This window comes from Bacillus sp. NPDC094064 (assembly GCF_050279585.1).
In the GTDB taxonomy this organism is placed as follows: Bacteria; Bacillota; Bacilli; order Bacillales; family Bacillaceae_G; genus Bacillus_A.
Map to the genome: position 1 here is coordinate 604,735 of NZ_JBNNUI010000002.1, position 22,729 is coordinate 627,463.

20 protein-coding genes and 3 pseudogenes are annotated in these 22,729 nt (G+C 35.7%); 17 read left to right on the forward strand and 6 right to left on the reverse strand.

What is annotated here, in order from left to right:
• Window positions 1–6: 6 nt before the first annotated feature.
• The 4 genes from nagA to ACQKNI_RS07715 are packed head-to-tail and all read left to right on the forward strand — an operon-like array spanning window position 7 to window position 3,914.
• On the forward strand, window positions 7–1,170 hold the full coding sequence (gene nagA / locus ACQKNI_RS07700; protein ID WP_176549322.1) for an N-acetylglucosamine-6-phosphate deacetylase: 1,164 nt from the start codon (window positions 7–9) through the stop codon (window positions 1,168–1,170).
• Between the two features lie 4 nt (window positions 1,171–1,174).
• Window positions 1,175–2,020: a tagatose-bisphosphate aldolase subunit GatY gene (locus ACQKNI_RS07705; protein ID WP_098356968.1), complete on the forward strand. Its 846-nt coding sequence runs from the start codon at window positions 1,175–1,177 to the stop codon at window positions 2,018–2,020.
• A gap of 12 nt (window positions 2,021–2,032) precedes the next feature.
• Window positions 2,033–2,956, forward strand: a complete 924-nt coding sequence (gene pfkB, locus ACQKNI_RS07710; protein WP_088231244.1) for a 1-phosphofructokinase — start codon at window positions 2,033–2,035, stop codon at window positions 2,954–2,956.
• Window positions 2,957–2,975: 19 nt separating this feature from the next.
• Entirely contained in the window at window positions 2,976–3,914 is a 939-nt protein-coding gene (locus ACQKNI_RS07715; RefSeq protein WP_098883097.1) for an ROK family protein, read from the forward strand.
• Window positions 3,915–3,963: 49 nt separating this feature from the next.
• Here the strand turns inward: ACQKNI_RS07715 and galT are convergent, their stop codons facing one another.
• The 4 genes from galT to ACQKNI_RS07735 all read right to left on the reverse strand — a co-directional run bounded on the left by galT (window position 3,964) and on the right by ACQKNI_RS07735 (window position 8,293).
• Window positions 3,964–5,493, reverse strand: a complete 1,530-nt coding sequence (galT, locus tag ACQKNI_RS07720) for a UDP-glucose--hexose-1-phosphate uridylyltransferase (RefSeq protein WP_098883096.1) — start codon at window positions 5,491–5,493, stop codon at window positions 3,964–3,966.
• Complete coding sequence (locus ACQKNI_RS07725) at window positions 5,490–6,659, reverse strand: galactokinase (protein WP_088231247.1); 1,170 nt, start codon at window positions 6,657–6,659, stop codon at window positions 5,490–5,492. Before ACQKNI_RS07725 ends, galT begins: the two co-directional genes overlap by 4 nt.
• 414 nt (window positions 6,660–7,073) lie before the next feature.
• Complete coding sequence (locus tag ACQKNI_RS07730) at window positions 7,074–8,117, reverse strand: galactose-1-epimerase (protein ID WP_098356966.1); 1,044 nt, start codon at window positions 8,115–8,117, stop codon at window positions 7,074–7,076.
• Window positions 8,118–8,137: 20 nt separating this feature from the next.
• The gene (locus tag ACQKNI_RS07735) at window positions 8,138–8,293 is read right to left on the reverse strand and encodes a hypothetical protein (RefSeq protein WP_170952757.1); all 156 of its coding nucleotides are present in this window, start codon (window positions 8,291–8,293) and stop codon (window positions 8,138–8,140) included.
• Window positions 8,294–8,522: 229 nt separating this feature from the next.
• On the opposite strand from ACQKNI_RS07735, the gene ACQKNI_RS07740 reads away from it, so the two are divergent.
• A complete protein-coding gene (locus tag ACQKNI_RS07740) occupies window positions 8,523–9,428 on the forward strand; it encodes an AraC family transcriptional regulator (protein ID WP_098356965.1) in 906 nt (301 codons plus the stop codon).
• 48 nt (window positions 9,429–9,476) lie between these two features.
• Window positions 9,477–9,683: pseudogene (locus ACQKNI_RS07745) on the forward strand (MFS transporter); the annotation flags it as partial.
• Window positions 9,684–9,732: 49 nt separating this feature from the next.
• On the opposite strand, the gene ACQKNI_RS07750 reads toward ACQKNI_RS07745, so the two are convergent.
• The gene (locus ACQKNI_RS07750) at window positions 9,733–10,494 is read right to left on the reverse strand and encodes a DODA-type extradiol aromatic ring-opening family dioxygenase (RefSeq protein WP_098356964.1); all 762 of its coding nucleotides are present in this window, start codon (window positions 10,492–10,494) and stop codon (window positions 9,733–9,735) included.
• Window positions 10,495–10,688: 194 nt separating this feature from the next.
• Between ACQKNI_RS07750 and ACQKNI_RS07755 the strand changes: the two genes are divergently transcribed.
• The 6 genes and pseudogenes from ACQKNI_RS07755 to ACQKNI_RS07780 all read left to right on the forward strand — a co-directional run bounded on the left by ACQKNI_RS07755 (window position 10,689) and on the right by ACQKNI_RS07780 (window position 16,599).
• The gene (locus tag ACQKNI_RS07755; RefSeq protein ID WP_098356963.1) at window positions 10,689–11,612 is read left to right on the forward strand and encodes an alpha/beta fold hydrolase; all 924 of its coding nucleotides are present in this window, start codon (window positions 10,689–10,691) and stop codon (window positions 11,610–11,612) included.
• Between the two features lie 239 nt (window positions 11,613–11,851).
• The gene (locus tag ACQKNI_RS07760; RefSeq protein ID WP_088231252.1) at window positions 11,852–12,496 is read left to right on the forward strand and encodes a LytTR family DNA-binding domain-containing protein; all 645 of its coding nucleotides are present in this window, start codon (window positions 11,852–11,854) and stop codon (window positions 12,494–12,496) included.
• A 127-nt stretch (window positions 12,497–12,623) separates the two neighbouring features.
• Entirely contained in the window at window positions 12,624–14,138 is a 1,515-nt protein-coding gene (locus ACQKNI_RS07765) for an acetyl-CoA hydrolase/transferase family protein (RefSeq protein WP_088231253.1), read from the forward strand.
• A gap of 253 nt (window positions 14,139–14,391) precedes the next feature.
• Window positions 14,392–14,833, forward strand: a pseudogene (locus tag ACQKNI_RS07770) (GNAT family N-acetyltransferase).
• 27 nt (window positions 14,834–14,860) lie between these two features.
• Complete coding sequence (locus ACQKNI_RS07775) at window positions 14,861–15,220, forward strand: YunG family protein (RefSeq protein ID WP_098768326.1); 360 nt, start codon at window positions 14,861–14,863, stop codon at window positions 15,218–15,220.
• Window positions 15,221–15,273: 53 nt separating this feature from the next.
• Entirely contained in the window at window positions 15,274–16,599 is a 1,326-nt protein-coding gene (locus ACQKNI_RS07780; RefSeq protein ID WP_141552154.1) for a bifunctional S-methyl-5'-thioadenosine deaminase/S-adenosylhomocysteine deaminase, read from the forward strand.
• Between the two features lie 198 nt (window positions 16,600–16,797).
• Here the strand turns inward: ACQKNI_RS07780 and ACQKNI_RS07785 are convergent, their stop codons facing one another.
• Window positions 16,798–17,139, reverse strand: a complete 342-nt coding sequence (locus ACQKNI_RS07785; RefSeq protein ID WP_098252686.1) for a hypothetical protein — start codon at window positions 17,137–17,139, stop codon at window positions 16,798–16,800.
• Window positions 17,140–17,353: 214 nt separating this feature from the next.
• Here ACQKNI_RS07785 and ACQKNI_RS07790 point away from each other — a divergent pair.
• The 5 genes and pseudogenes from ACQKNI_RS07790 to ACQKNI_RS07810 all read left to right on the forward strand — a co-directional run.
• Window positions 17,354–17,449 (forward strand): annotated as a pseudogene (locus ACQKNI_RS07790) (N-acetylmuramoyl-L-alanine amidase); the annotation flags it as partial.
• A 309-nt stretch (window positions 17,450–17,758) separates the two neighbouring features.
• Window positions 17,759–19,387 carry a peptide ABC transporter substrate-binding protein gene (locus tag ACQKNI_RS07795; RefSeq protein WP_098883094.1) on the forward strand — a complete coding sequence of 543 codons (1,629 nt, stop codon included), beginning with the start codon at window positions 17,759–17,761 and terminating at the stop codon, window positions 19,385–19,387.
• A 223-nt stretch (window positions 19,388–19,610) separates the two neighbouring features.
• Entirely contained in the window at window positions 19,611–21,641 is a 2,031-nt protein-coding gene (locus tag ACQKNI_RS07800) for a class I SAM-dependent methyltransferase (RefSeq protein ID WP_141524824.1), read from the forward strand.
• A gap of 2 nt (window positions 21,642–21,643) precedes the next feature.
• On the forward strand, window positions 21,644–22,045 hold the full coding sequence (locus tag ACQKNI_RS07805) for a hypothetical protein (protein WP_098883093.1): 402 nt from the start codon (window positions 21,644–21,646) through the stop codon (window positions 22,043–22,045).
• A gap of 268 nt (window positions 22,046–22,313) precedes the next feature.
• A partial coding sequence (locus tag ACQKNI_RS07810; protein ID WP_427282300.1) for a helix-turn-helix domain-containing protein occupies window positions 22,314–22,729 on the forward strand: 416 nt, incomplete at its 3' end.

Here is a 22,729-nt window from a genome sequence, read left to right on the forward strand (position 1 = left end):
AAATGTATGAATTATTATGTCAAAGCATCAATGTATTTACTCGAAGATGGGGTACGTGAAAGTGGGTATTTACATATTGTAAATGGCTACTTTCTAAAACATGTTGAAGAAATAGTAGACGGAGCAATGGTAATGGATTTTGAAGGGCGTATTATTGCTCCGGGATTTGTTGATACACATATTCATGGTTTAGCGGGACACGATGTAATGGATTGTACATATGAATCGTTAAACAATATTTCTATTAAGTTATTGGAAAATGGTGTTACGAGCTTTTTGCCAACAACATTAACTGATTCTTTAGAAAATACTACAAAGGCTTTACAAAATATAGCTCATGCAAAAAGAAAGGGAGTTGCAGGAGCAACTATTATTGGAGCTTTTCTGGAAGGGCCTTGTTTTACTGAAGCCAATAAAGGTGCGCAAAATCCAAAATATTTTATTAATCCAACGATTGAGTTGCTAGAAGAGTGGATTGTTGAATCAGAAGGAACAGTTAGAAAAATTGCAATGGCACCAGAAAGAGAAGGTGCTATCGCCTTTATACAGCAAGCGGTAAAAAATGATATTCGCGTGGCAATTGGTCATACAGATGCGAACTATGAAGTATGCCAGGAGGCAATTCAAGCAGGAGCGACAATCTTTGTGCATACGTTTAATGGAATGAAGGGGCTACATCATCGTGAACCTGGCGTTGTTGGAGCCGCACTTTCTACTGAACATGTGTACAGTGAAATCATTGCAGACGGACATCATGTACATCCAAGTGCAGTGAATATTTTGTATAAATGTAAAGGATACGATAAAACTTGTCTAGTTAGTGATTGCATGCGAGCGGGCTTATTAGGAGATGGCATATATCATTTAGGAGAATTTGCTGTTCATGTAAAAGATGGAGTTGCTCAAACAGAAACAGGATCTTTAGCAGGGAGCACACTTCGATTTATTGATGGTGTGAAGAATATCAAGAAATGGACAAATGCATCGTTATGGGAAAGTGTTCATATGGGATCACTTATTCCTGCTAAAAGTGTTGGAGTTGACAGAGAAATTGGGAGCATCGCGCCAGGAAAAAGAGCAGATTTTCTTATATTAACAGACGATTTAGAGCTTATCGGAACAGTTGTTAGAGGAGAAATGAAATATAAAAAGAAAATGGAAAGGGTTTGAGAATATGCTTGTTTCAACTCAATTTATATTAAGAAATGCACAAGAATGTGGATACGCAGTTCCTGCTTTTAATATTCATAACTTAGAAACTTTTAAAGCTGTAGTTGAAACCGCGGTAGAATTACGATCACCTGTTATTATCGCGGCAACACCAGGTACGATAAAGTATATGGGAAAAGAAATTCTTGTGAATATGATTGAAGCGGCAAGAATGCGATATGATGTACCAATTAGCCTACATTTGGATCATCATGAAGATATAGAAGATATTAAAAGTTGCATTGATTTAGGGGTTCGCTCTGTTATGATTGATGCATCACATCATTCGTTCGAAGATAATATTCAGATTGTTCAGGAAACAGTTTCGTATGCAAAACAATACGGAGCAACAGTAGAAGCGGAATTAGGTCAATTATCAGGAATAGAAGAAAATATAGTAGTAGAAAACTCAATCTATACAGATCCGTATCAAGCAAAAGAATTTGTAGAGCGCACGAATATTGACTCATTAGCAGTTGCAATCGGAACAGCGCATGGTTTATATAAAGGAGAACCAAAGTTAGATTTACAAAGATTAGCAGATATTCAAAAGCAAGTTGATATTCCACTTGTACTGCATGGAGCATCTGGATTATCTGATAGTTTAGTGCAAGAAACAATCAGATTGGGCATTTGTAAAGTGAATATCGCAACAGAATTAAAAATCGCATTTGTCACAGCGTTACGCAATTACCTACAAACGCACCCAGAAGAAAACGATCCGCGAAAATACTTTGCAGACGCTATTGTAGAGATGAAACGAGTCGTTGCAGATAAAATAAAGATGTGTAAAAGTTTGAATCGTGTATAAGGAGCTATTCTTATGATTGCAACGATCACATTGAATCCATCTGTTGATATGCGATATGAGTTAGATGAATTAAAGCCACATGAAGTACATCGCACGAAAGAATATGAAAAAACAGCTGGTGGCAAAGGTATTAATGTATCGAGGGTACTTTGCTTATTAGGCATAGAAATTACCGGTAGCGGCCTACTCGGTGGTAGAAATGGCGATTTTATAAGAGAAAAGTTGAAAGAACTATCAATTACAGACGAGTTTGTTTCCATTAAAGAAGAAACACGCAATTGCTTAGCATTAATAACAAAGAATGCTGCTTCAGCTACAGAAATATTAGAAGCAGGCCCAGCTATTTCGGAAGATGAAATAGCTCTATTTATAAAAAAATATGAAAAAATTGTAGATAACTTTGAGTTTATTGTTGCATCGGGAAGCTTACCAAGTGGCATTCCAAAATCATTTTATAAACAGTTGGCGCAAAAAGCTGCTGAAAATGGTAAGAAATTTATATTAGATACAAGTGGGGAAACATTATCTCATGGTATACAAGGAAAGCCATTTTTAATTAAACCAAATATGCAAGAGATTTGCCAGTTTCTTCAAAAACAGCACGTATCACAGGAAGAAATGGTCGCAGCGGCAACTCAAATATGCCGGGGCGGTGTACAGTATGTTCTTCTTTCACTTGGAAAAGAAGGAGCGATACTTATAACGAAAGATGAGAGGTTTAGGGCAATTTTACCAGAAATAGCTTCTATCAATTCGGTTGGTTCAGGGGATGCAATGGTTGCGGGCATAACGTATGCACTCGCAAAAGGATATGAGATAAAGGATGCACTTCGATTTTCTGCTGCTTGTGGCATGGCGAATGCAGCAGAGCAAGCAACAGGTTATATACAACCTCAACTTGTAGAGAAGTTCTATAACGAAATTACAATTGTATAAAAGTAGGAAGGAGAGAAATATGGGGAAAAGCTTCGCTTGTTTTGATATTGGGGGAACATTTATTAAATATGCGATGATTGATGAACAAGGAACAATATATGAAAAAGGAAAAATCCAAACACCAGCAAACAATCAAAAAAACGAAATTCTGCAGCGTATTTGTGACACAATACGTGAATTAGAAAAGAATGATAAGATTCATTCCGTTGGGGTGTCGTCATGTGGACTGATTGACAATGAACGAGGAGAAGTTATATTTTCTGCCAATATTCCGGGGTATAGTGGCACGAACATAACAGACTATATTTATAGAGAAACCGGTTATACCGCAACTGTTGAAAACGATGTTCGTTCAGCTTGCATTGGTGAAATGTGGAAAGGGGTAGGTAGTGGAAAAGAACATATTGTTTTAATTACGCTTGGAACAGGGATCGGTAGCGGTATTATGATAAATGGTCAAATGCTCCAAGGTGCAAACGGACTAGCTGGAGAGCTCGGTCATATGACAATTGTCCATAATGGAGAAGCTTGCAGTTGCGGCGGGAAAGGATGTTACGAAAGATATGCATCAACTTCAGCTCTAATTCGTCAGTATCAAGAAGCTTCCAGATTGCAAGGGATAGAAATAAACACCATTACAGGTGAAGAAATTATAGAACGCATACATGGAGGAGAGCAGTTAGCAAAAGATGTATATGAACAGTTTTTACAATATGTCACTACCGGATTAGTGAATATTGCCCATATGTTCAATCCCGAATTAATTATTATTGGAGGCGGGATTGCTGAACAAGGGGAACCTTTCTTGCAACAAATTCAAGAAAGGTTTCACCAAGCAGTAATGGAGATTTATCGAAAAAAGACGGATATAGTATTAGCAGCATTACATAATGATGCAGGTGTGTATGGGGCTTGTTATGTGGCGCTCAACCGGTTGGAAAAAGAATTACTATTCTAAAATAGTAATTCTTTTTTTGTGAAAGTTGCTATCCGGGTCTATCAAAATATTAGATTGATAACCCCTCTCGATTTGTGCTTTGTAATTCTTTGATAAAGCGATCAAACCCCGCTCTACCATCTTTATTCATCTTATAGACACCAGCATCTTCTAAGACACGTTCAAATTTTTTTGCAACTTCAGTTTGAAGAAGGCTTTGGATGTTCTCTTCCGTATAGCCGCCCTGGACTTTTAATTCATCTGCCCATTTTTGATGGATTTCAGGAACAGTGGATTCCTTATCTAACAAGTACAGCTCAACTTCATGAAGCTCCTCAATCAAACGCGGAGGGAGAATTGCAAGACCCATGGCTTCAATAAGCCCGATATTTTCTTTCTTAATATGCTGTACATCTGGATGTGGATGGAAAATTCCATCAGGGTATTCTTCACTCACATTATTATCACGTAGTACAAGATCAATTTCATAATTTCCTTCGCGACGTCGCACAATTGGTGTAATCGTATGATGTTTTGTGCCATCTTTTGATTGTGCACGAATTTGTAAGAATTCATCTGAATAGTTCTTCCAACTTTCGTGAATGTAGGTACTGGCATTAATTAGTTCTTCTTTGCTGAAAGAAGAGAGGCGAATCACACTCATCGGCCAGTTGACAATACCACAAGAAATATTTGAGTAGCCAGACAGTTCAAACGTTTTAAGAACTTTAGCCTTTGCCATTGGAAAGGTATAGCTTCCAGCTTGATAGTGATCATGACTTAAAATAGATCCTCCTACAATAGGTAAATCCGCATTTGAACCAATGAAATAGTGTGGCATGATTTCTATAAAACTAAGTAAACAAGAGAATGCCTCACGAGAAATTTTCATTGGTCGATGCTTCTTAGATAATACGATGGAGTGTTCATTAAAGTATGCATATGGTGAATATTGAAAACCCCATTCTTCTCCATCTAGCTCGATGTTAATGATTCGGTGATTGCTTCTCCCTGGATGGTTAAAGCGACCAAAATACCCTTCATTTTCAATACAAAGTAAACATTTTGGATAATTGCCCTTCGGTGCATTTCTAGCCGCTAAGATCTCTTTTGAATCTTTCTCTGGTTTGGACAAATTAATAGTAATCTCAAGTTCACCATATTTTGATTCTGCTAAATAATGAATATTTTTTGCGATTTCACGGGTCTTTATATAATCATTGCGTTTACTTAGTTCAAAGAAATAATCCGTTGCTTGTTTAGGACTTTTACAATATGCCTCCTGAAAATTTGCATTGACCTTGGAGGGAAGTGGTGTAATCACATTCATTAAAAGCGCTTCGAACATATCACGATTGGCTTGGTTTTTAGAGATAATAAGATTTTCCGTCGCTTTATCTATGAGCGTATCTAACAGCACATGTGGATTCTTTTCGACTACGCTAGTAATCTCTCCCATTTCCGATTCGCCAATCAAACGTAATAGTTGATTGTGCGTATAAATTCGGTCATTTTCCTCAATGGCTCCATTCTCAATTGCAAGTGTAGTAAAATCATAAATTGCTTGACATGTGTTCATCGTCTCCACCTCATTCATCATCCAATCACTGTAGTTCCACTACCAATGTGTGCCACATAAAAGACAGGCGCATATCCTACAACTTTGATATATTCATCATAAACATTATTTTTAAAAGTTTGGGTTTCACTTTCTTTTACTAATGCGATGGCGCAGCCCCCAAATCCAGCTCCAGTCATACGGGCACCAAGCACACCCTCTTGTTTTTGCGCAGTGGCCACCAATGTATCTAATTCAATTCCGGTTACTTCATAATCATCTCTTAAAGATGTATGAGAAGCATTCAATAGCTTTCCGAATTCTTCTAAATCACCTGCAGTAAGAGCTGCTTTGGCTTTTTTTGTGCGTTCATTTTCGTAAACTGCATGCTTCGCGCGTTTAATTAGGACTTCATCTCCAATAAGATTTTGATTTGCATCAAATTTTGCTTCACTTAGTTCTCCAAGTGCATGAATCTCTAACTTCGTTTGGAGACGTGCGAGTGCTTCTTCACATTCAGCACGGCGCTCATTATATTTTGAATCTACTAGTTCACGACGTTTATTAGTATTCATAATTACAATAGCATAGTCGTCCAAAACCACTGGAACCATTTCATACTTTAACGTATTGGTATCAAGGAGAATTGCTTTGTCTTTTTCACCAAATCCAATGGCGAATTGATCCATGATACCAGAATTTACACCAATGAATTCATTTTCAACTTTTTTACCCATTTTCACTAATTCAAGTCGCGTTACGTCTAAGTTGAACAAGTCTTCTAATACTATGCCTACCAGTAATTCAAGTGAAGCACTACTTGAAAGTCCCGCTCCATTCGGAATCGTTCCCTCAACTAATAACTCAAAACCACAGTCTATTTTATGACCTGCTTCTTTCAGTGTTAAGATAACTCCTTTTACATAATTTCCCCAATTTGCATTTTTATCATAATCTAGTTCATTCAACGTGAAGCTAATCACTCCAAGTTCTTCAAAGTTCGTTGAGTAAACTAATACTCTATCATCCTCACGACGTTTAGCTACTCCGTAAGTTCCATAAGTAATAGAAGCGGGGAACACATAGCCACCATTGTAATCTGTATGTTCTCCGATTAAGTTGATACGTCCTGGAGAGAAATATTGAGTTGTTTCTTGAGGTCCAAATACCTCAGCAAATTTTAAAGTTAGTTCACGTTTCTTTTCCATAAGTATAAACCTCTCTTTTACATTTATTCTAAGCAAGGAAATTATCTCCGTACTCACTGGATCACTTCTAACAGTTCCTTATTATTTCTAGACACAACATCGTATTTTAAATAAATTCTGATAGCAGTATCTAACTTTTTCTATATATGTTTCTAACGTGGTATAAGGAATGTCGTATTCCCATGCTACATCTGACAAGGAGTGACCATGATAACAGCGCACAAAAACGAAGCCGTGGAAGAACGAATTAACCTAAGTCCGTAATCATATGGCAAAATTATTTTGATAAACTTAGCGTACAAAGTGAAAACTCATCTCTTGGTTTGTCTCGATAACAATTACGATTCGGGAGTTTTCACTTTTTTTATAGTCCTTTATGGAAAAAAATTCAATCTAACTTCATACAACCCTAACTTATGGTAATGGAGCAATAATATGAAATTCTGTCATCGTTTGATAAGTCGAATCCGCCCTAAGAACTATATCCCCAAAATCAGAATACTGTTCAGCACCCGGGGAAACCTGTGTTTCAAAGGTAATTCCGCCATGGTTTGCAAGTTGCTTGCCATGCATAAGAGGCGTATTCTTACCAAAATTCGCCGTAAAGATGACGACACTTGGTTCTTTTGTGGCTATTTCAATTGTAACCACTTCATCCGGGCTAATGAGTTTCACTGAACTATGTGATAGTTCAGGTCGGTTCAAGAAAAATGGGTGATCAATTCCATCCACTAATTCTTTTTGACCAAAAGTACTACTAAAGGTTTCTTTGAGTTTAACTGGCTTTCGAAAATCAAACGCAGTTCCTTCTACAGGCCGCTTTTCACCAATTGGAATACTTTTCTGATCAAGTGGTGCAAATCTATCACTATTCACCCATAATGTGTGTTCATTTACAGGTTGCATTACATCACCAGTTAAGTTGAAGTACACGTGATTTGTTGGATTAAACAAGGTATCTTTGTCACTTGTCGCCCTAGTTTCTACTTTCCAAACATTCGTGTTAGTTAATGTGTAACGTATCTCGACATCAAGGTTCCCTGGAAAACCATTTTCACCATCTGGACTCACCGTATGAAATATCACTGAGACCTCATCATTATTATCGATAACTTGATAGTGCCACTTTTTACTTTCAAATCCCGGGGTACCGCCATGTAAAGTGTTTCCGGTTGTCTCATCAATTTGTACTTTATAGATTTCTCCATCAATTTGAAAAGTTCCGTATTGAATTCGTCCAGCTACTCGTCCAATTGAGGCACCAATATATAAATCCTTTTCAAGATATTCCTGTGCCGTATCAAAACCAAGTACGAGCTCACGTAGACCATTTGTTGTTGGTACCTTTAAATTTGTAATGCGAGCGCCTAAATCTGAAACGGTCAATTGCAGGCCATTCAGATTGGTAATAGTGATAATCGTATAACCTGCACCGAAATCTTTTGTTATAATGTTCATTTTAGATATCCTCTACTTCTTTATTTAGAATGAGCAAGTGCAGCACTAGAATTGAACTCTTCAGTTGCATCCCCGCCATGATTTAGCTTTGCTTCTAGCTCTTTGACGATTTGTACAACTGCTAGTGTAGTCCCATTTACACCAAGTGATGAACTAAGTCGTGCAAATGTTGCCAATTTTTTCTTCGTTTAATCTTAATAAGGATATAAAAGCGTTTACACGTTAAACATAAAAAACTAACGAACTACATGAATCTTCTTCCTATGCTTTTCTATTTCAAGTATAGTTTAACAAGAAAGCGTTTTCTGTTTTATATCATTTTGTGACCTTGATTTAACCTTTTGTTGCATTTTTTCCTTCAAAAGGAAGATGAAGTTATAGCAATCACGAAGAGGAGAGAAGCCCATGGAACAAGCACTCTTTTTTAAAAAAGAACAGCGTCACTTCTCAAGCGATCTTTATTTCGAATTTTGCGGTTTTTCAAAAACACTGCCTTTTCATGCTTTTGGACCAGCTGTACGTAACAGCTACATTATTCATGTCGTGTTGGATGGAAAAGGAATGTACTATGTAAAAGATGAAAAATATTCATTAAAGAAAGGAAATATTTTTCTCATTCGCCCAGGGGAATCGACCTTTTATCGCTCGGATGCAGAAGAACCATGGTTGTATGCGTGGCTGTCATTTGGTGGGAAGATAGCAGACAAAATTATTCATTATTCGAGTTTTAAAGAAGATAACCACTCTGTTACTTCGGTTAATATTCAGAAATATTTGGATATTATCTTGGAGTGTATGAATTGTTCCAACGATACATTAGAAGATGAATTAAAGTTAAATGAGTTGACTTATCGATTTTTAAGAGTATTACTTACCGATGGTGGTGAATTCTCAAAAGGAGTAAAACAAAAGTCTTCACGACTCGCGATTGAAGCGATGACATATATTGGAGAGCACTATCTAGAGGAGATTACAGTAAGGAATGTGGCAGATCATCTCGCGGTCAATCGAAGTCATCTTTCACGAGTCTTTCACAATCATTTCGGGATGACCATGAAGGAATGGATTTTAAGGATGCGCATTAATTACGCAACGTATTTACTTTCAATGACAAATGAATCGGTAGAAAACATTTCTTATCAGGTGGGCTTTCGTAGTTTAGTAGTCTTTAGCCGCATATTTAAAAAAATGATTGGAGAAACACCTACGCATTATCGAAAACGTATGTCGAAAGAAAATTTCCAAACAATCTCTTTATTAAGCTTGAAGTTCTTACTTGATGAACAAGAAATTGTTTCACGGGCCACTTAGGAAGATAAATGGAATTTCCAGAATAACAATTATAAATTTAAAAAAAGTACGAAGAATTTAATTGGATATAATCAGTCATTTCAATTTTTAGGAAATATGATTGATCCAGTACTCGGGGGACAAATTGCAGCACATGCAGGTTTCCAATATGTTTTCTTCTCTACATCATCACTATTATTCATTGCGTGTATTTGGGTATATTTTCATAATAAGAACGAAGAGGTATTAGAGAAACAACATTTGGAAGTTAGTTAACTAAGTAAACAAAAAAGGATGAGGCAACAGTTGCTTCATCCTTTTTTCATTAAAATTGAAGACAGAGATAACTTAATGTACCGAGCTCGTAACTACGGTGAATGACTTCTCCGTTATTCTCACCACTTCCCATTGCGATAAACAAAGGAACAAAATGCTCTGCTCTTGGTACTGCTAATTGTGCATGAGGTGCATTTTTCTCCCAATTAAACAATGAATTTTTGTCATTATTCTGCATATGTTTAATAATCCAATCATCAAATTCAATTGCCCATTTTTCAGGTGTAGTCTGATTCCATTTCAGAGCTCTTAAATTATGAACAGTAACGCCGCTGCCAATTACTAAAATATCTTCTTGGCCAAGTCCTTTTAATGCTTCTCCAATTTCAAATTGTTCTTTTGCAGGAAGGAATGGATTTACTGATATTTGTACGACAGGAATATTTGCTTCTGGATACATGCGATGCAATAGTGTCCATGAACCATGATCTAAACCTCTCGTCATATTATGATGGACTGGAATACCTTTATTTTTTAATTTTGTTTCTAACATAGATGCAATGGTAGAAGAGCCTTTTGCTCGATATTTAATTTCATATAACTCAGGAGGAAATCCACCGAAATCATAAATTGTTTCATACTCGTTGTCTGATGAGGAGATTGTTAATACTTCACTTTCCCAGTGAGCGGTAAAAATGACGATTGCTTTCGGTTTATATGTTTGTCCAAGTGTTTTTAAAAAATCTGTATAATCTGTATCTTGAATAGCAAGCATTGGTGAACCATGTGCTAAAAATAGTGATGGCATCATAGTAGAAACCTCCTAAAAATATAATAATTACTTTATGTAAGTAACTATATAATTTTATTTCAGAGTCGTCAAGACAATAGTTGAATAATAAATAAGGAATTTGTCATAATGAAAGCAATTGCATATAATATATAGTAAGAATAATGAGTGAGTATTCATTTTTAAGATACATAATAGATTTGGGGGCTGACGAAATGAACGTACAGGAAAGTTTCGTTACGGCATTGGATGGATCGGAAATTTATTTACGAAAGTGGTTACCAGAAAGGAATCCGCGAGGGATTATTCAAATTGCACATGGTATGACAGAGCATACAGGTGTTTATACAGAATTTATTGATGCTTTATTAGAGGCAGGATATGGTGTTTACGCTCATGATCATAAAGGGCATGGAAAAACAGTGAAAAGAGAAGAAGACTATGGTCATTTTGAACCAAATGTAGGGTGGAATCAGGTTGTATCTGATGTAATCTTTGTTTCGGAAATGATAAAAGAAGAGCAGACATGTCCGTTGTTTTTACTCGGACATAGTATGGGATCTTTTTTATCCAGACGAGCTGTACAACTTCGAGGCGAATTATATGATGGATTCCTCATTTCAGGAACTGGTGGGAATCCAGGGTTTTTAGGAGTCATTGGTCATAAAGTAGCGACAATTGAGATGAAATTGCGCGGGGCAAAAACGAAAAGTCCGATGCTAAACTTTTTATCTTTCGGAAATTTTAATTCGAACTTTAAGCCAAATCGTACAAATTTTGATTGGTTATCTTCAGATAATGATCAAGTTGATAAATATATTGCGGATCCGTTATGTGGATTCATTTGTACGACGAGTTTTTATCGAGAATTATTTCATGGTGTATTAGAGGTAAATAAGTTAGAAGAATATAAGAAGACGCCAAGCAATCTTCCAATACATATATTCTCTGGGGATCGGGATCCTGTTGGAGATATGGGGAAAGGTGTAAAAGAAGTATACGAAAACTATAAAAAATGTGGTGTGAAAGATGTAACACTTCGTTTATATGAAAATGGAAGACATGAAATGTTTCATGAAGTGAATAGAGATGAAGTGTTTAAAGATTTGATTTCGTGGTTAGATAGACATATTGTATAAGAAGAAACCTCACTTTTTTGAAGTGGGGTTTCTTTGAGGAAACGGAGGAATTCTAAATCTGAAATATAAAATTTTTATCATCAATACATTTCCAATCCTTATAAAAAAGATAGATTATTTAAAACAAATGCTTGCATATACACTGAACCAAGGTTTTAAGGATAATTTCTAATCAAACTTTTTATCCTCCAAAAGTCTGCTCATAATAGTAGTATAATAATGAATGAGGTGTTAATAGTATGGAAGATAAAACGTTAGGTTTACTACTAGATGTTGTTGGTGAATTATTTTCAGATGAAATTTCAATTGCTGTTTCGAATACGAAAGAATATATCTACTATCGGCCAAGTAAACGAATTGATTTAAAGATTAGCGTCGGGGATCCTATAAAAGAAGGAACGATTGCCCATAAAGCAATGGTGACGAACCAAAAAGCCTCTGAGTTTATTAATCGGGATGTTTTTGGTATTCCTTATCATGGAATGGCCGTACCATTTTCAAACAATGGAAAGCTTGAAGGCTGCGTGACGGCAATTTATCCAGCTTTAACAGATGGAAAGTCAGTTGTTACTTTAAAAACAACAGACGGGTGGATTCCGGTTCCTTTTTCAAAGGTCATGTATTTAGAGGCGAAAGATAAAAAGACGTATGTGAATTCAGAGGAATTATCAGGAACACATAAATCCTCTTTACAAGAATTTGAATACTTACTGCCTAAAGATTCATTTATTAGATGCCATCGTTCATTCATTGTAAATGTAAATCATATTAAAGCAATATATCCTGATACTCATTCTACTTTTTTACTTTCAATGGATAATGGTGAGAGAGTACCAGTTAGTCAATCATACGCCAGTTATTTTCGTAAACTTCTAGGATTCTAGATTTTTCTGCTTTAGAACCTAGATTTGCTGTTCTATCTGAAATTTCGGCATTGTATACTAAAATCCCTATTTTGATGATGTTAATGTGTAAAATAATTATGAATATTCAATAGGAGAGGGATTACATATGGAGCATAATTTGGATAGAATTAGAGACCAACGTCTGAAAGATAGAGTAGTTACACCTGAAGAAGCAGCTTCCTGGATTCAAAGTGGAATGACTTTAGGCTTAAGTGGGTTTACACGTGCAGGTGATGTGAAAGCAGTCCCATTTGCGCTAGTAAACCGAGTTAAGAATGAGGAAGCTTTTAAAGTAAATGTTTATACTGGGGCTTCATTAGGTTCGGATGTAGATAAATTATTTGCTGAGGCAGGAATTTTAGGAAAAAGATTGCCTTTCCAAGCCGATGCGACTATGCGAAAAGGGATTAATAATGGAGACTTTTTATTTGTAGATCAGCACTTATCTCATACAGCAGAGTTACTTCGTGCTGACGTTATGGATATAGATTACGCTATTTTGGAAGCGGTTGCGATTACTGAGGACGGAATGATTATTCCAACGACTTCAATTGGAAATTCCTTAGCATTTTCCTTAAATGCTAAGTCTATCATTATTGAAATGAATATGGCCCAATCCGCGCAACTAGAAGGGCTACATGATTTATATGAACCAGGTAAACAAGGAGAAAGGCTTCCAATTCCACTCGTGAAAACGGATGATCGAATTGGAACAATCGGTATTCCAATTGATGTTGAAAAAGTGAAGGGTATTGTGTTTACGAACCAACTGGATTCGCCATCGACAATTGTTCCTCCGGATGAAGAAACTGTTATTATGGCACAGCATTTAATAGAATTTCTTCGAAAAGAAGTAAAAGTAGGACGATTAACAAATCGATTAGCACCGTTACAATCAGGAATTGGTTCAGTTGCCAATGCAGTCCTGCATGGAATGTTAGATTCGGAGTTTGAAGATTTAGAAGTGTATTCTGAGGTTTTACAGGATGCAGTCTTTGATCTTATGGATGCAGGGAAAGTCAATTTTGCTTCTTGCTGCTCTATCACACTTTCTGAAGAAAAAATGCAACAAGTATTTTCTAACTTTGAAAAATATCGTGACAAATTAATGATGCGCCCGCAAGAGATTTCTAATCATCCTGAAATCATTCGCCGCCTTGGATTAATCTCGATTAATACGGCTTTAGAATTAGATATATACGGAAATGTTAACTCTACTCACGTTTTAGGTACAAAAATGATGAATGGTATTGGTGGTTCTGGTGATTTTGCAAGAAATGCTCGCCTAGCTATCTTTGTTACTAAATCGATTGCGAAAGGTGGTAACATTTCAAGTATTGTTCCTTTTGTTTCACATGTAGACCATACGGAACACGATGTAGATGTTATCGTTACTGAACAAGGATATGCTGATTTAAGAGGGTTGGCTCCAAGAGAAAGAGTGGAACTAATTATTGAGAATTGCGCACATCCAATGTATCGTGACCAGCTACGAGCTTATTACGAAGAAGCAAAAACAAGGGGAGGACAAACCCCACATGTTTTAGAAAAAGCTTTTTCTTGGCATACGAATTATGCTAAAAATGGAACAATGCGTGAAGCGGTAGTAGAAACTGTATAGGTGTGTATGATAAGAAGTAGTAAAACAAATGATTCTTAGTATAGTATGCTATAAAGATTTAAAGAAAAGAACGCCAATTTTAGGAATGGCGTTTTTTTCTTTTAAAAAATTGTTACCTATAATATGGTGAAACGTTGTAGTTTTATAATAAAGATTAATAAAAGTGATCTCTTATCTATGAAATAAGAGGTTTTTTAAATTGCTTTTCGAATCATTTTAATAGCTTATATATTGAAGATGAGGAGAAAGAATCATGAAGATAAGAAAAGCGTTATAGTGAAGCGAATGAATTAAGTGAACTCGCACTACATTCAAAGGCAACATGGAATTATAGCGAAGAATTCATACTTGCTTGTAAGGAAGATTTAACAATTACAGAAGAGTACATAAAGAATAACTTTGTATATGTTTTAGAAAATGATAATAGGAAGATTGGCTTTTTCTCATTTTTACGAAATGATAAAGCTCTCGATTTCCTATACATTTATCCTCATTACAAAGGGAAAGGGTACGGGAAAATAATGTGGAAGTATGTAATAGAGCAAGCAAATGAACTAAGAATAAAAAGTTTTACAATTGATAGTGATCCGAATGCGAAAGGATATTACTTGAAAATGGGAGCGAAGTTAATCGGAGAGACGCCATCAACAGTATTTAAGGATCGACTTTTACCTCTTTTACAATATGATGTGTAAAACTATTAATAGCGGGGGAAGCTGAGAATGGATAATGTGAAGAAAAAACAAATATATGAAGCATTAATAAGATCTTGGTCAATAGAAACGAGTTCTAAGTGGACGAATGAGAATCCAGCCAAGGGACAATGTGGTGTAACCGCACTAGTCGTTCAAGAGATATACGGTGGAAAGATTAAAAAGACAAAAGTAGGAGAGGTGTGGCACTTTTATAACATTATAGATGAGCAGAGGTGTGATTTTACAGAGACACAATTTAATGGGAAATTGGATTATGTGGATGTGGAATCAAATCGAGAAGAAGCATTTGCAGATACAAATGAAAAACAATATGACATTTTAAAGGAAAAGATAACGAAAGAATTAAAATTATCTTTTGACTCTTAATCTTTAATAAGTTACTATAATGGTGGTAACTTATTAAAGGGAACTTCATAGAGTTGAAAGGGGAAATACTTTTGAAAACAGCTTATGTAAGCGCTACTATTGTAACGATGAATGAACAAAACGAAGTGATAGAAAATGGATATATCATTGTAGAAAATGATCAAATTATAGATGTGAATAGCGGAGAATTCGCTAATGATTTTGAAGTAGATGAAGTAATTGACATGAAAGGAAAGTGGCTTTTACCTGGACTTGTAAATACACATACACACGTTGTGATGAGCCTTTTAAGAGGTATTGGCGATGATATGTTATTACAACCATGGCTTGAGACGAGAATTTGGCCGCTTGAAAGTCAGTTTACTCCAGAGCTTGCGGTCGCTAGTACGGAATTAGGATTACTTGAAATGGTGAAAAGTGGTACAACATCATTCTCTGATATGTTTAATCCAATTGGAGTAGATCAAGATGCAATTATGGAAACGGTGTCAAAAAGCGGGATGCGAGCTGCTGTTTCAAGAACTTTATTTAGCTTTGGAACGAAAGAAGATGAAAAGAAAGCGATTGAAGAAGCTGAGAAATATGTGAAGCGTTATTATAAGGAAAGTGGTATGTTAACTACGATGGTTGCACCGCATAGTCCATATACATGCTCTACAGAAATGTTAGAAGAGTGTGCACGTATTGCAATAGAAAATCAAACTATGGTTCATATTCATCTTTCTGAAACAGATCGTGAAGTACGTGATATTGAAGCACAGTACGGAAAGCGTCCAGTAGAATATGCAGCAAGTTGCGGATTGTTTAAACGTCCAACAGTTATTGCACACGGTGTAGTATTAAATGAAAGTGAGCGTGCATTTTTAGCAGAACATGATGTTCGAGTAGCTCATAATCCGAATAGTAATTTAAAACTAGGTTCTGGTATAGCGAATGTAAAAGCAATGCTAGAAGCAGGGATTAAAGTAGGGATTGCAACAGATAGTGTTGCGTCTAACAATAATTTAGATATGTTTGAAGAACTGCGCGTTGCAACATTATTACAAAAAGGTATTCACCAAGATGCAACAGCGTTACCAGTTGAAACCGCACTTACACTTGCGACTAAAGGAGCTGCTGAAGTAATCGGTATGAAACAAACAGGATCACTTGAGGTTGGAAAGTGTGCTGATTTTATTACGATTGACCCGTCTAATAAGCCGCATTTACAACCAGCGGATGAAGTGTTATCACATCTTGTGTATGCTGCTAGCGGGAAAGATATAAGCGATGTAATTATTAACGGAAAACATGTCGTTTGGAATGGCGAATGTAAAACGTTAGATGAAGAGCGTATTATATTTGAAGCAAGTCGATATAAACGAGGTTTGCAAAGATAGATATTTACATGTCAGTTGAAAAAGCTATCCTTTTTTAAAAGGATAGCTTTTTGTCTTGAACGAATAAATATTCAAAAGAATGTCGCATCTTTATGTTAGTATTTCTGCTATAATATACGGCTTTTATAACAAAAGAGGGACAAATTGATGGATATGGCCTATTACAGGCGGCCTTTTTCGCGCTGTATGTAACATTATTTACTTGTTATTTTTTTCGGTTTTCAATTTTGTGTGCTCATTTAACCAAATATCTATTAGATTTCGTAATGTAATAGTTTCTATTTCAAGAGGGATTTCAATCTCATTTTCATCATACTTATTAAATATAAAAGTTTTATCTCTTCGAACATCTGCTCCAAAAATATTCGCACTTATTTTTTCATGATCACTTTCTTTATTTAAAACTTTATCTACAGTTTCTGCTATCCAATCACCGAATGCAGATACCTCTACATTTAAAAAAGCTTCTAAAATATCGAATTCCTTTGGTAGTCTAATAGCTAAACTACCTGTACTAAGTAACTCAAATTTGTAATCCATATTATTTTCTCCTTCAAAAATTAAATTATCGACCTTGTCTTGGAAATGCAGAAATAATTTTACCATTATCATCTAAAAACAAACGAATAGGTAGACCATCTATCCCTATTTCATCATAGATATTAGTAATACCACCCATGTGAATTTTATTGCTGTATGCCTCATTTATATTGTCTACGATTTGTTACGTATTTCAATCTTTAGGGAAAAAAGTAGTAAAGTTGACGTTAACGGCTCACCGCAATATAAAGTACACAATTCGAAAGGGAATACAGACTACATTACGGCTAGTAATGCGTATGTGAAGTAATATGAACAAAAGACCACCTATTACGGGCGGTCAATTTTTACTAATTATTTTTTAATGTTTGTTTTATCATTTTAACTGTTTGTTCAAGCCATTCTAATGACAAATTTTAATTTTTAGTACGTATAAAAAAGTGCTAACAAGTTTGCAAGCGAACTTGCTAACACCTATACGAAATAGACATAAAATATCGCTAATATGTCCCTTGATAAAATATTAATAAATAACCACTTATAATGTATAATGATTTATTATAATCAAAGCAACAAAATATAACGTTTTATAACATTTTATTTCTAAGGAGAACAATTCATGAAACGAAAAACGAGCCATTTAATGGTAATGGCACTTGTTACATCTTTATTTTTAACAGCTTGTAATAATAAAACGATTAAAAGTGACACAGAGGCTAAAAAACAAGTGTTAAATGTAACAGTATCAGAAGAAATTCCTTCCCTTGACACTGCGAAAACGATGGATGGTACATCAGCACATGTTATGCAAAACATATTTGAAGGATTGTATGTGCTAGATGATCAAGATCATCCTATTCCAGCAGTAGCAAAATCGTTTAAAAGAAGTGAAGATGGTAAAAAATATACATTTGAGTTGCGCAAAGATGCAAAATGGTCAAATGGTGATAATGTAACAGCAAATGATTTTATGTTTGCGTGGAGACGAGCGGTAAGTCATGAAACAGCGTCTCAATATGCATACATGCTCTTTTATGTGAAAAATGCGAAGGAAATAAATAAAGGAACAATGCCGCTTGATGAACTTGGGGTTAAAGTTATAAATGATTATACGTTAGAAGTGGAACTAGAACAGCCAATTCCGTATTTTTTACAGGTGTTAGCGTTACCTATATACTTGCCACAACATGAATCGTTTTTGAAAGAACAAGGAAAGAATTATGCATTGGAACCTAGTAATCTCATATATAACGGCCCATTTGTATTAGAGAAATGGAAGCATGAACAAGAATTTCAATTGAAGAAAAATGATACATATTGGGATGAAAAGAAAGTGAAGTTAGACGAAATAAACTTTCATATTGTAAAAGACACAATGACGGCTGTGAATTTATATGAAGCTGGTGATTTGGACCGAGTACCTATTAATTCACAATTTGTAGACAAGTATAAAGGGAATAAGGAATTACACATGTCGAGTGATCCTGGAATTGCTATGCTACGTTTTAATGAAAAAAATACGGCGTTAGCCAATAAAAAAGTTCGTCAATCCATTTCATTTGCGTTAAATAAAGAAGATTTTGTTGCTCACTTTATTAATAACGGGGCAAAACCTGCAAGTGGACTTGTACCAGTTGGTCATATAAATGAAAAGACTGGAAAAGATTTTAGAAAAGAAAACGGAAATATTTCTTCATATGATTTACAAACTGCGCAAAAGGTTTGGGATGAAGCGAAAAAAGAGCTTGGAGTAGACGAAGTAAACCTCGAGTTTTTAACGTATGAACAAGATAATGCAAAACGTATGGCAGAATATATAAAAGGTGACTTAGAAAAGGATTTGCCTGGATTAACGCTACAAATTAAACAGCAGCCATTTAAACAAAAGTTACAGTTAGAACAAACAGGTGATTACGATATAACTATGGCAAATTGGGGACCTGACTATAAAGACCCAATTAGTTACTTAGAGCTATTTACGACGGGTAATCCAAATAATAAAATGAATTACTCCAATTCTCGTTACGATGAATTAATAAAGAAAGCAAAAACTGATTTTGTACTAGAACCAGAGAAACGATGGATAGTATTGTTAGAAGCTGAGCAGGTCTTATTAGAAGATGCTGCTGTGGCACCGCTTTATCATATTGGTTCAGCATATGTACAAAAGGATTATGTAAAGGGAATTGAAAAGCATCAATTTGGTGGTGTTTATACTTATAAAAATGCTTATATCGATAAGAAGTAAATAAAAAACCTTACTTTTAAAAGTAAAGTTTCCCAACACTCTGATAAAAGAATAGTCATTGACTATTCTTTTATTTATTACCTCGGTATTCTACATAAAACTCGTTAAAGAATAAGATTTAAAAAAAGTATTTAAAATGACAAACAGACAGGGGGAGAAATAGATATAATTAAAATGGTTATCCATGAATATATATAGTCCGTATCATCGAGGGGGAAATACGTTGAAAAACATTGAAGTTCTAAATAAATACATTGAAGGGTTTTCTGATGCTCTCCCTACGTGGTTAAAGCATCTAATCGAGGCAGAAGAGATACATCAAAACTATGAGAATGTACAGGTACTTGGTGCATTAAAGACAGATGCGGTGTTGTACTATGTACACTGTACGCTGCAAGTGTTAGAGGGGTTGTCTTTAGATGAAGAAGCGTATCGCATTATTGAAAAGGTACTAACGTATAGTGAGCTTGCAAAGGTAGGTTCTTTAAAACAGCGGGAGCAATGGGAAAAAAACGGGATTAACCTATTGGTACATAACGAGGGTTCTGCGGATATCTTTAGTGATATTCAGTTTATCGAACGTTTAGAGACAAACTTAAACTCTACTGAGTATTTGTTTGTTCGAGATTTAATTAGAACACATGGATTAATTGGGCAGTATATCCGCGGTGAGGCTCGTTTGGACTCTCATATTGATTTGATTAACACGTATAGAGAAGAGTACGGAGACGGTAGGTTAAAGGAGATTCTATACTATCTTAACCATTGTATTATTGAGGGCGTATCAAAATCTTTGTGGAGTGAAGTAAAGGACAATGTGAAGATTACAATTGATGGTCTGTTTGATGGCTATGTGGAACCATTTACTTCTCGCATACATAGACTTACGCCAAAACATAAGGAGTCAGCATTTGAAAAAGATATAATTATGGGGAGCGAGAAGAGTGGTGTTCAAACCTTCTTATCTGATAAGGATTTGTGGTATGTAGAACCGTCTATGCATGCTCTTAGCTTCGAGGATATCTGGACAGTTTTTGTTATGTTAAAGAACGAGATAGGCACTGGAAAGGTTCAGCATATCCATTTCGAGAAATTGATGCAGCAGTTGCACTATGATTTCAAAGGCGAGAAGAAGGACAATGTGTATCGTAAGCGGGTTATTGAGAAATATCTACGGGAGTACCGTGAGAACGAGAAACCCGATACAACGCATGTTTCCTTTGAGGTTAAAGTCGATGAAGATATGAAGACTGCGTATGTGTCGTTTCAGTTTTCTGCTGTAGGTGAGGCGTTAATTACCTTCTGTGTAGAGGCAGAAAAGGTAGATATGATGCATGCTCGGGCAAATGTGCTGCTGTTTGATTTCTTCGGGTTACGTAAGGATGCGTATGATAGATTCCATAACGAAGAAGTGTATCTGGAGCATATGAATAGTTCGGCTGATGATAAACGAATTATTCTTGAATATATAAAGGGAGATACGGTTGTAGATGTCGGAGCCGGTGGTGGTGTCATGCTAGACATGATTGAAGAAGCGAACAAGGATAAACGAATCTACGGTATCGATATTTCCGAAAACGTGATTGATACGTTGAAAAAGAAGAAGCAAAACGAGGGTCGTTCTTGGGACGTCATTAAAGGGGATGCAATCAACTTAAGCAGCTCGTTTGATAAAGAATCGGTTGATACGATTGTATATTCATCTATCCTTCATGAGCTGTTCTCTTATATCGAGTATGAAGGTAAGAAATTCAATCTTGAAGTAATTAAAAAGGGTCTGCAGAGTGCCTACGAGGTGTTAAAGCCGGGAGGTCGTATTATCATTCGTGATGGCATCATGACCGAAGATAAAAGGTTAATGCGTGTGATTCGTTTTAAAGATGCGGGCGGAATGAAGTTCTTAGAGCAGTATGTCCATCAATTTAAGGGTCGTATAATCCAGTATGAGGTACTTGCAGACAATACAGTCAAAATGCCTGTTAATGATGCAATGGAGTTCTTATATACGTATACCTGGGGTGAGGATTCCTTCGTTCATGAGGTGCAGGAGCAGTTTGGAATCTTTACGCCAAACGACTATAAGGATTTCGTAAAGGGTATCTTTGGAGATAAAGTAAACATCATTCAAGCTATGAACTATTTGCAGGATGGATATACAAACCATCTTAGCGAGAAAATCGAGTTTCAAGATGAGTCTGGGAATACGGTTGCGCTACCGGATAGTACGTTCTTTATGGTTTTAGAAAAGGGGTAATGATGTTGGGGATTTTTAGAAATACAATTTTATTTGTTTTGTGTTTAGTAATTCTTAGTGGTTGTTTTACAAGAGAAGGAACTATCGTTGGTGGTAAAGTTCATGGTTCTTCAGATAGTGTATCTGGTAGTATATCTGGGGATTATAGAAAATTTACTGGATCTGCAACTCAAGATAGGAAAGTTAAAAAAGGTGAGAATTGGATATTTTCTTTTGATGATAAAACTAAAAAAGGAACTATAATTGCTTATGTTGTGGATTCAAATGATAATACAATACTAAAGTTGAATAGTGGCGAAGGCGAAAAAAATATTAAAGTAACTAAGGATGATACATATAAGGTTAAAATTAAAACGGAAGAACATGGTGGGGAATTTCGAATATCATGGAAAAAAGAAAAATAGTTTTTCCATTTTTAACGCATTATCCGAAAGAAGTCTCCTTCCTGGGGCGTGTGAAAGACGATAGTCTAGCGGTAGGTGGGAGATGAATTTCGGTTTGGCGTAGCCAAACATTTGATTTTCCTATTTATTTCGCCTCTGATATACGCAGTCTTATAAGAGGTAAAGTTTGGTATAACAATGAAAGTAGATAATAATCATGTTATTGTTCAGGTTGTGTGATCACCGTCATAGCTTATGGGAAATGAAGCGAAAAGTGAGATGAATGGATATGACAAAGTATAATAAGGCGTACAAATTTCGTCTGTATCCAACAGAAGAACAAGCACATCTCATTCGTAAAACTTTCGGGTGTGTACGCTTTGTGTATAATAAAATGCTGGCTGAGCGGAAAGAAATATACGAAACATACAAAGAGAACAAGGAAGAGCTAAAGAAACAAAAATTCCCTACTCCTGCGAAATACAAGGCGCAGTATGAATGGTTGAAAGAAGTCGATTCCTTAGCGTTGGCTAACGCTCAATTAAACTTGCAAACTGCCTATAAGAATTTTTTTAGTGGACAAAGTGATTTTCCTACATTCAAAAGTAGAAAAAGTAGAAAATCTTATACAACGAATCGAGTAAACGGAAATATTATGTTATTTCATGGTTATATCAAATTACCGAAATTGAAAATGGTGAAATT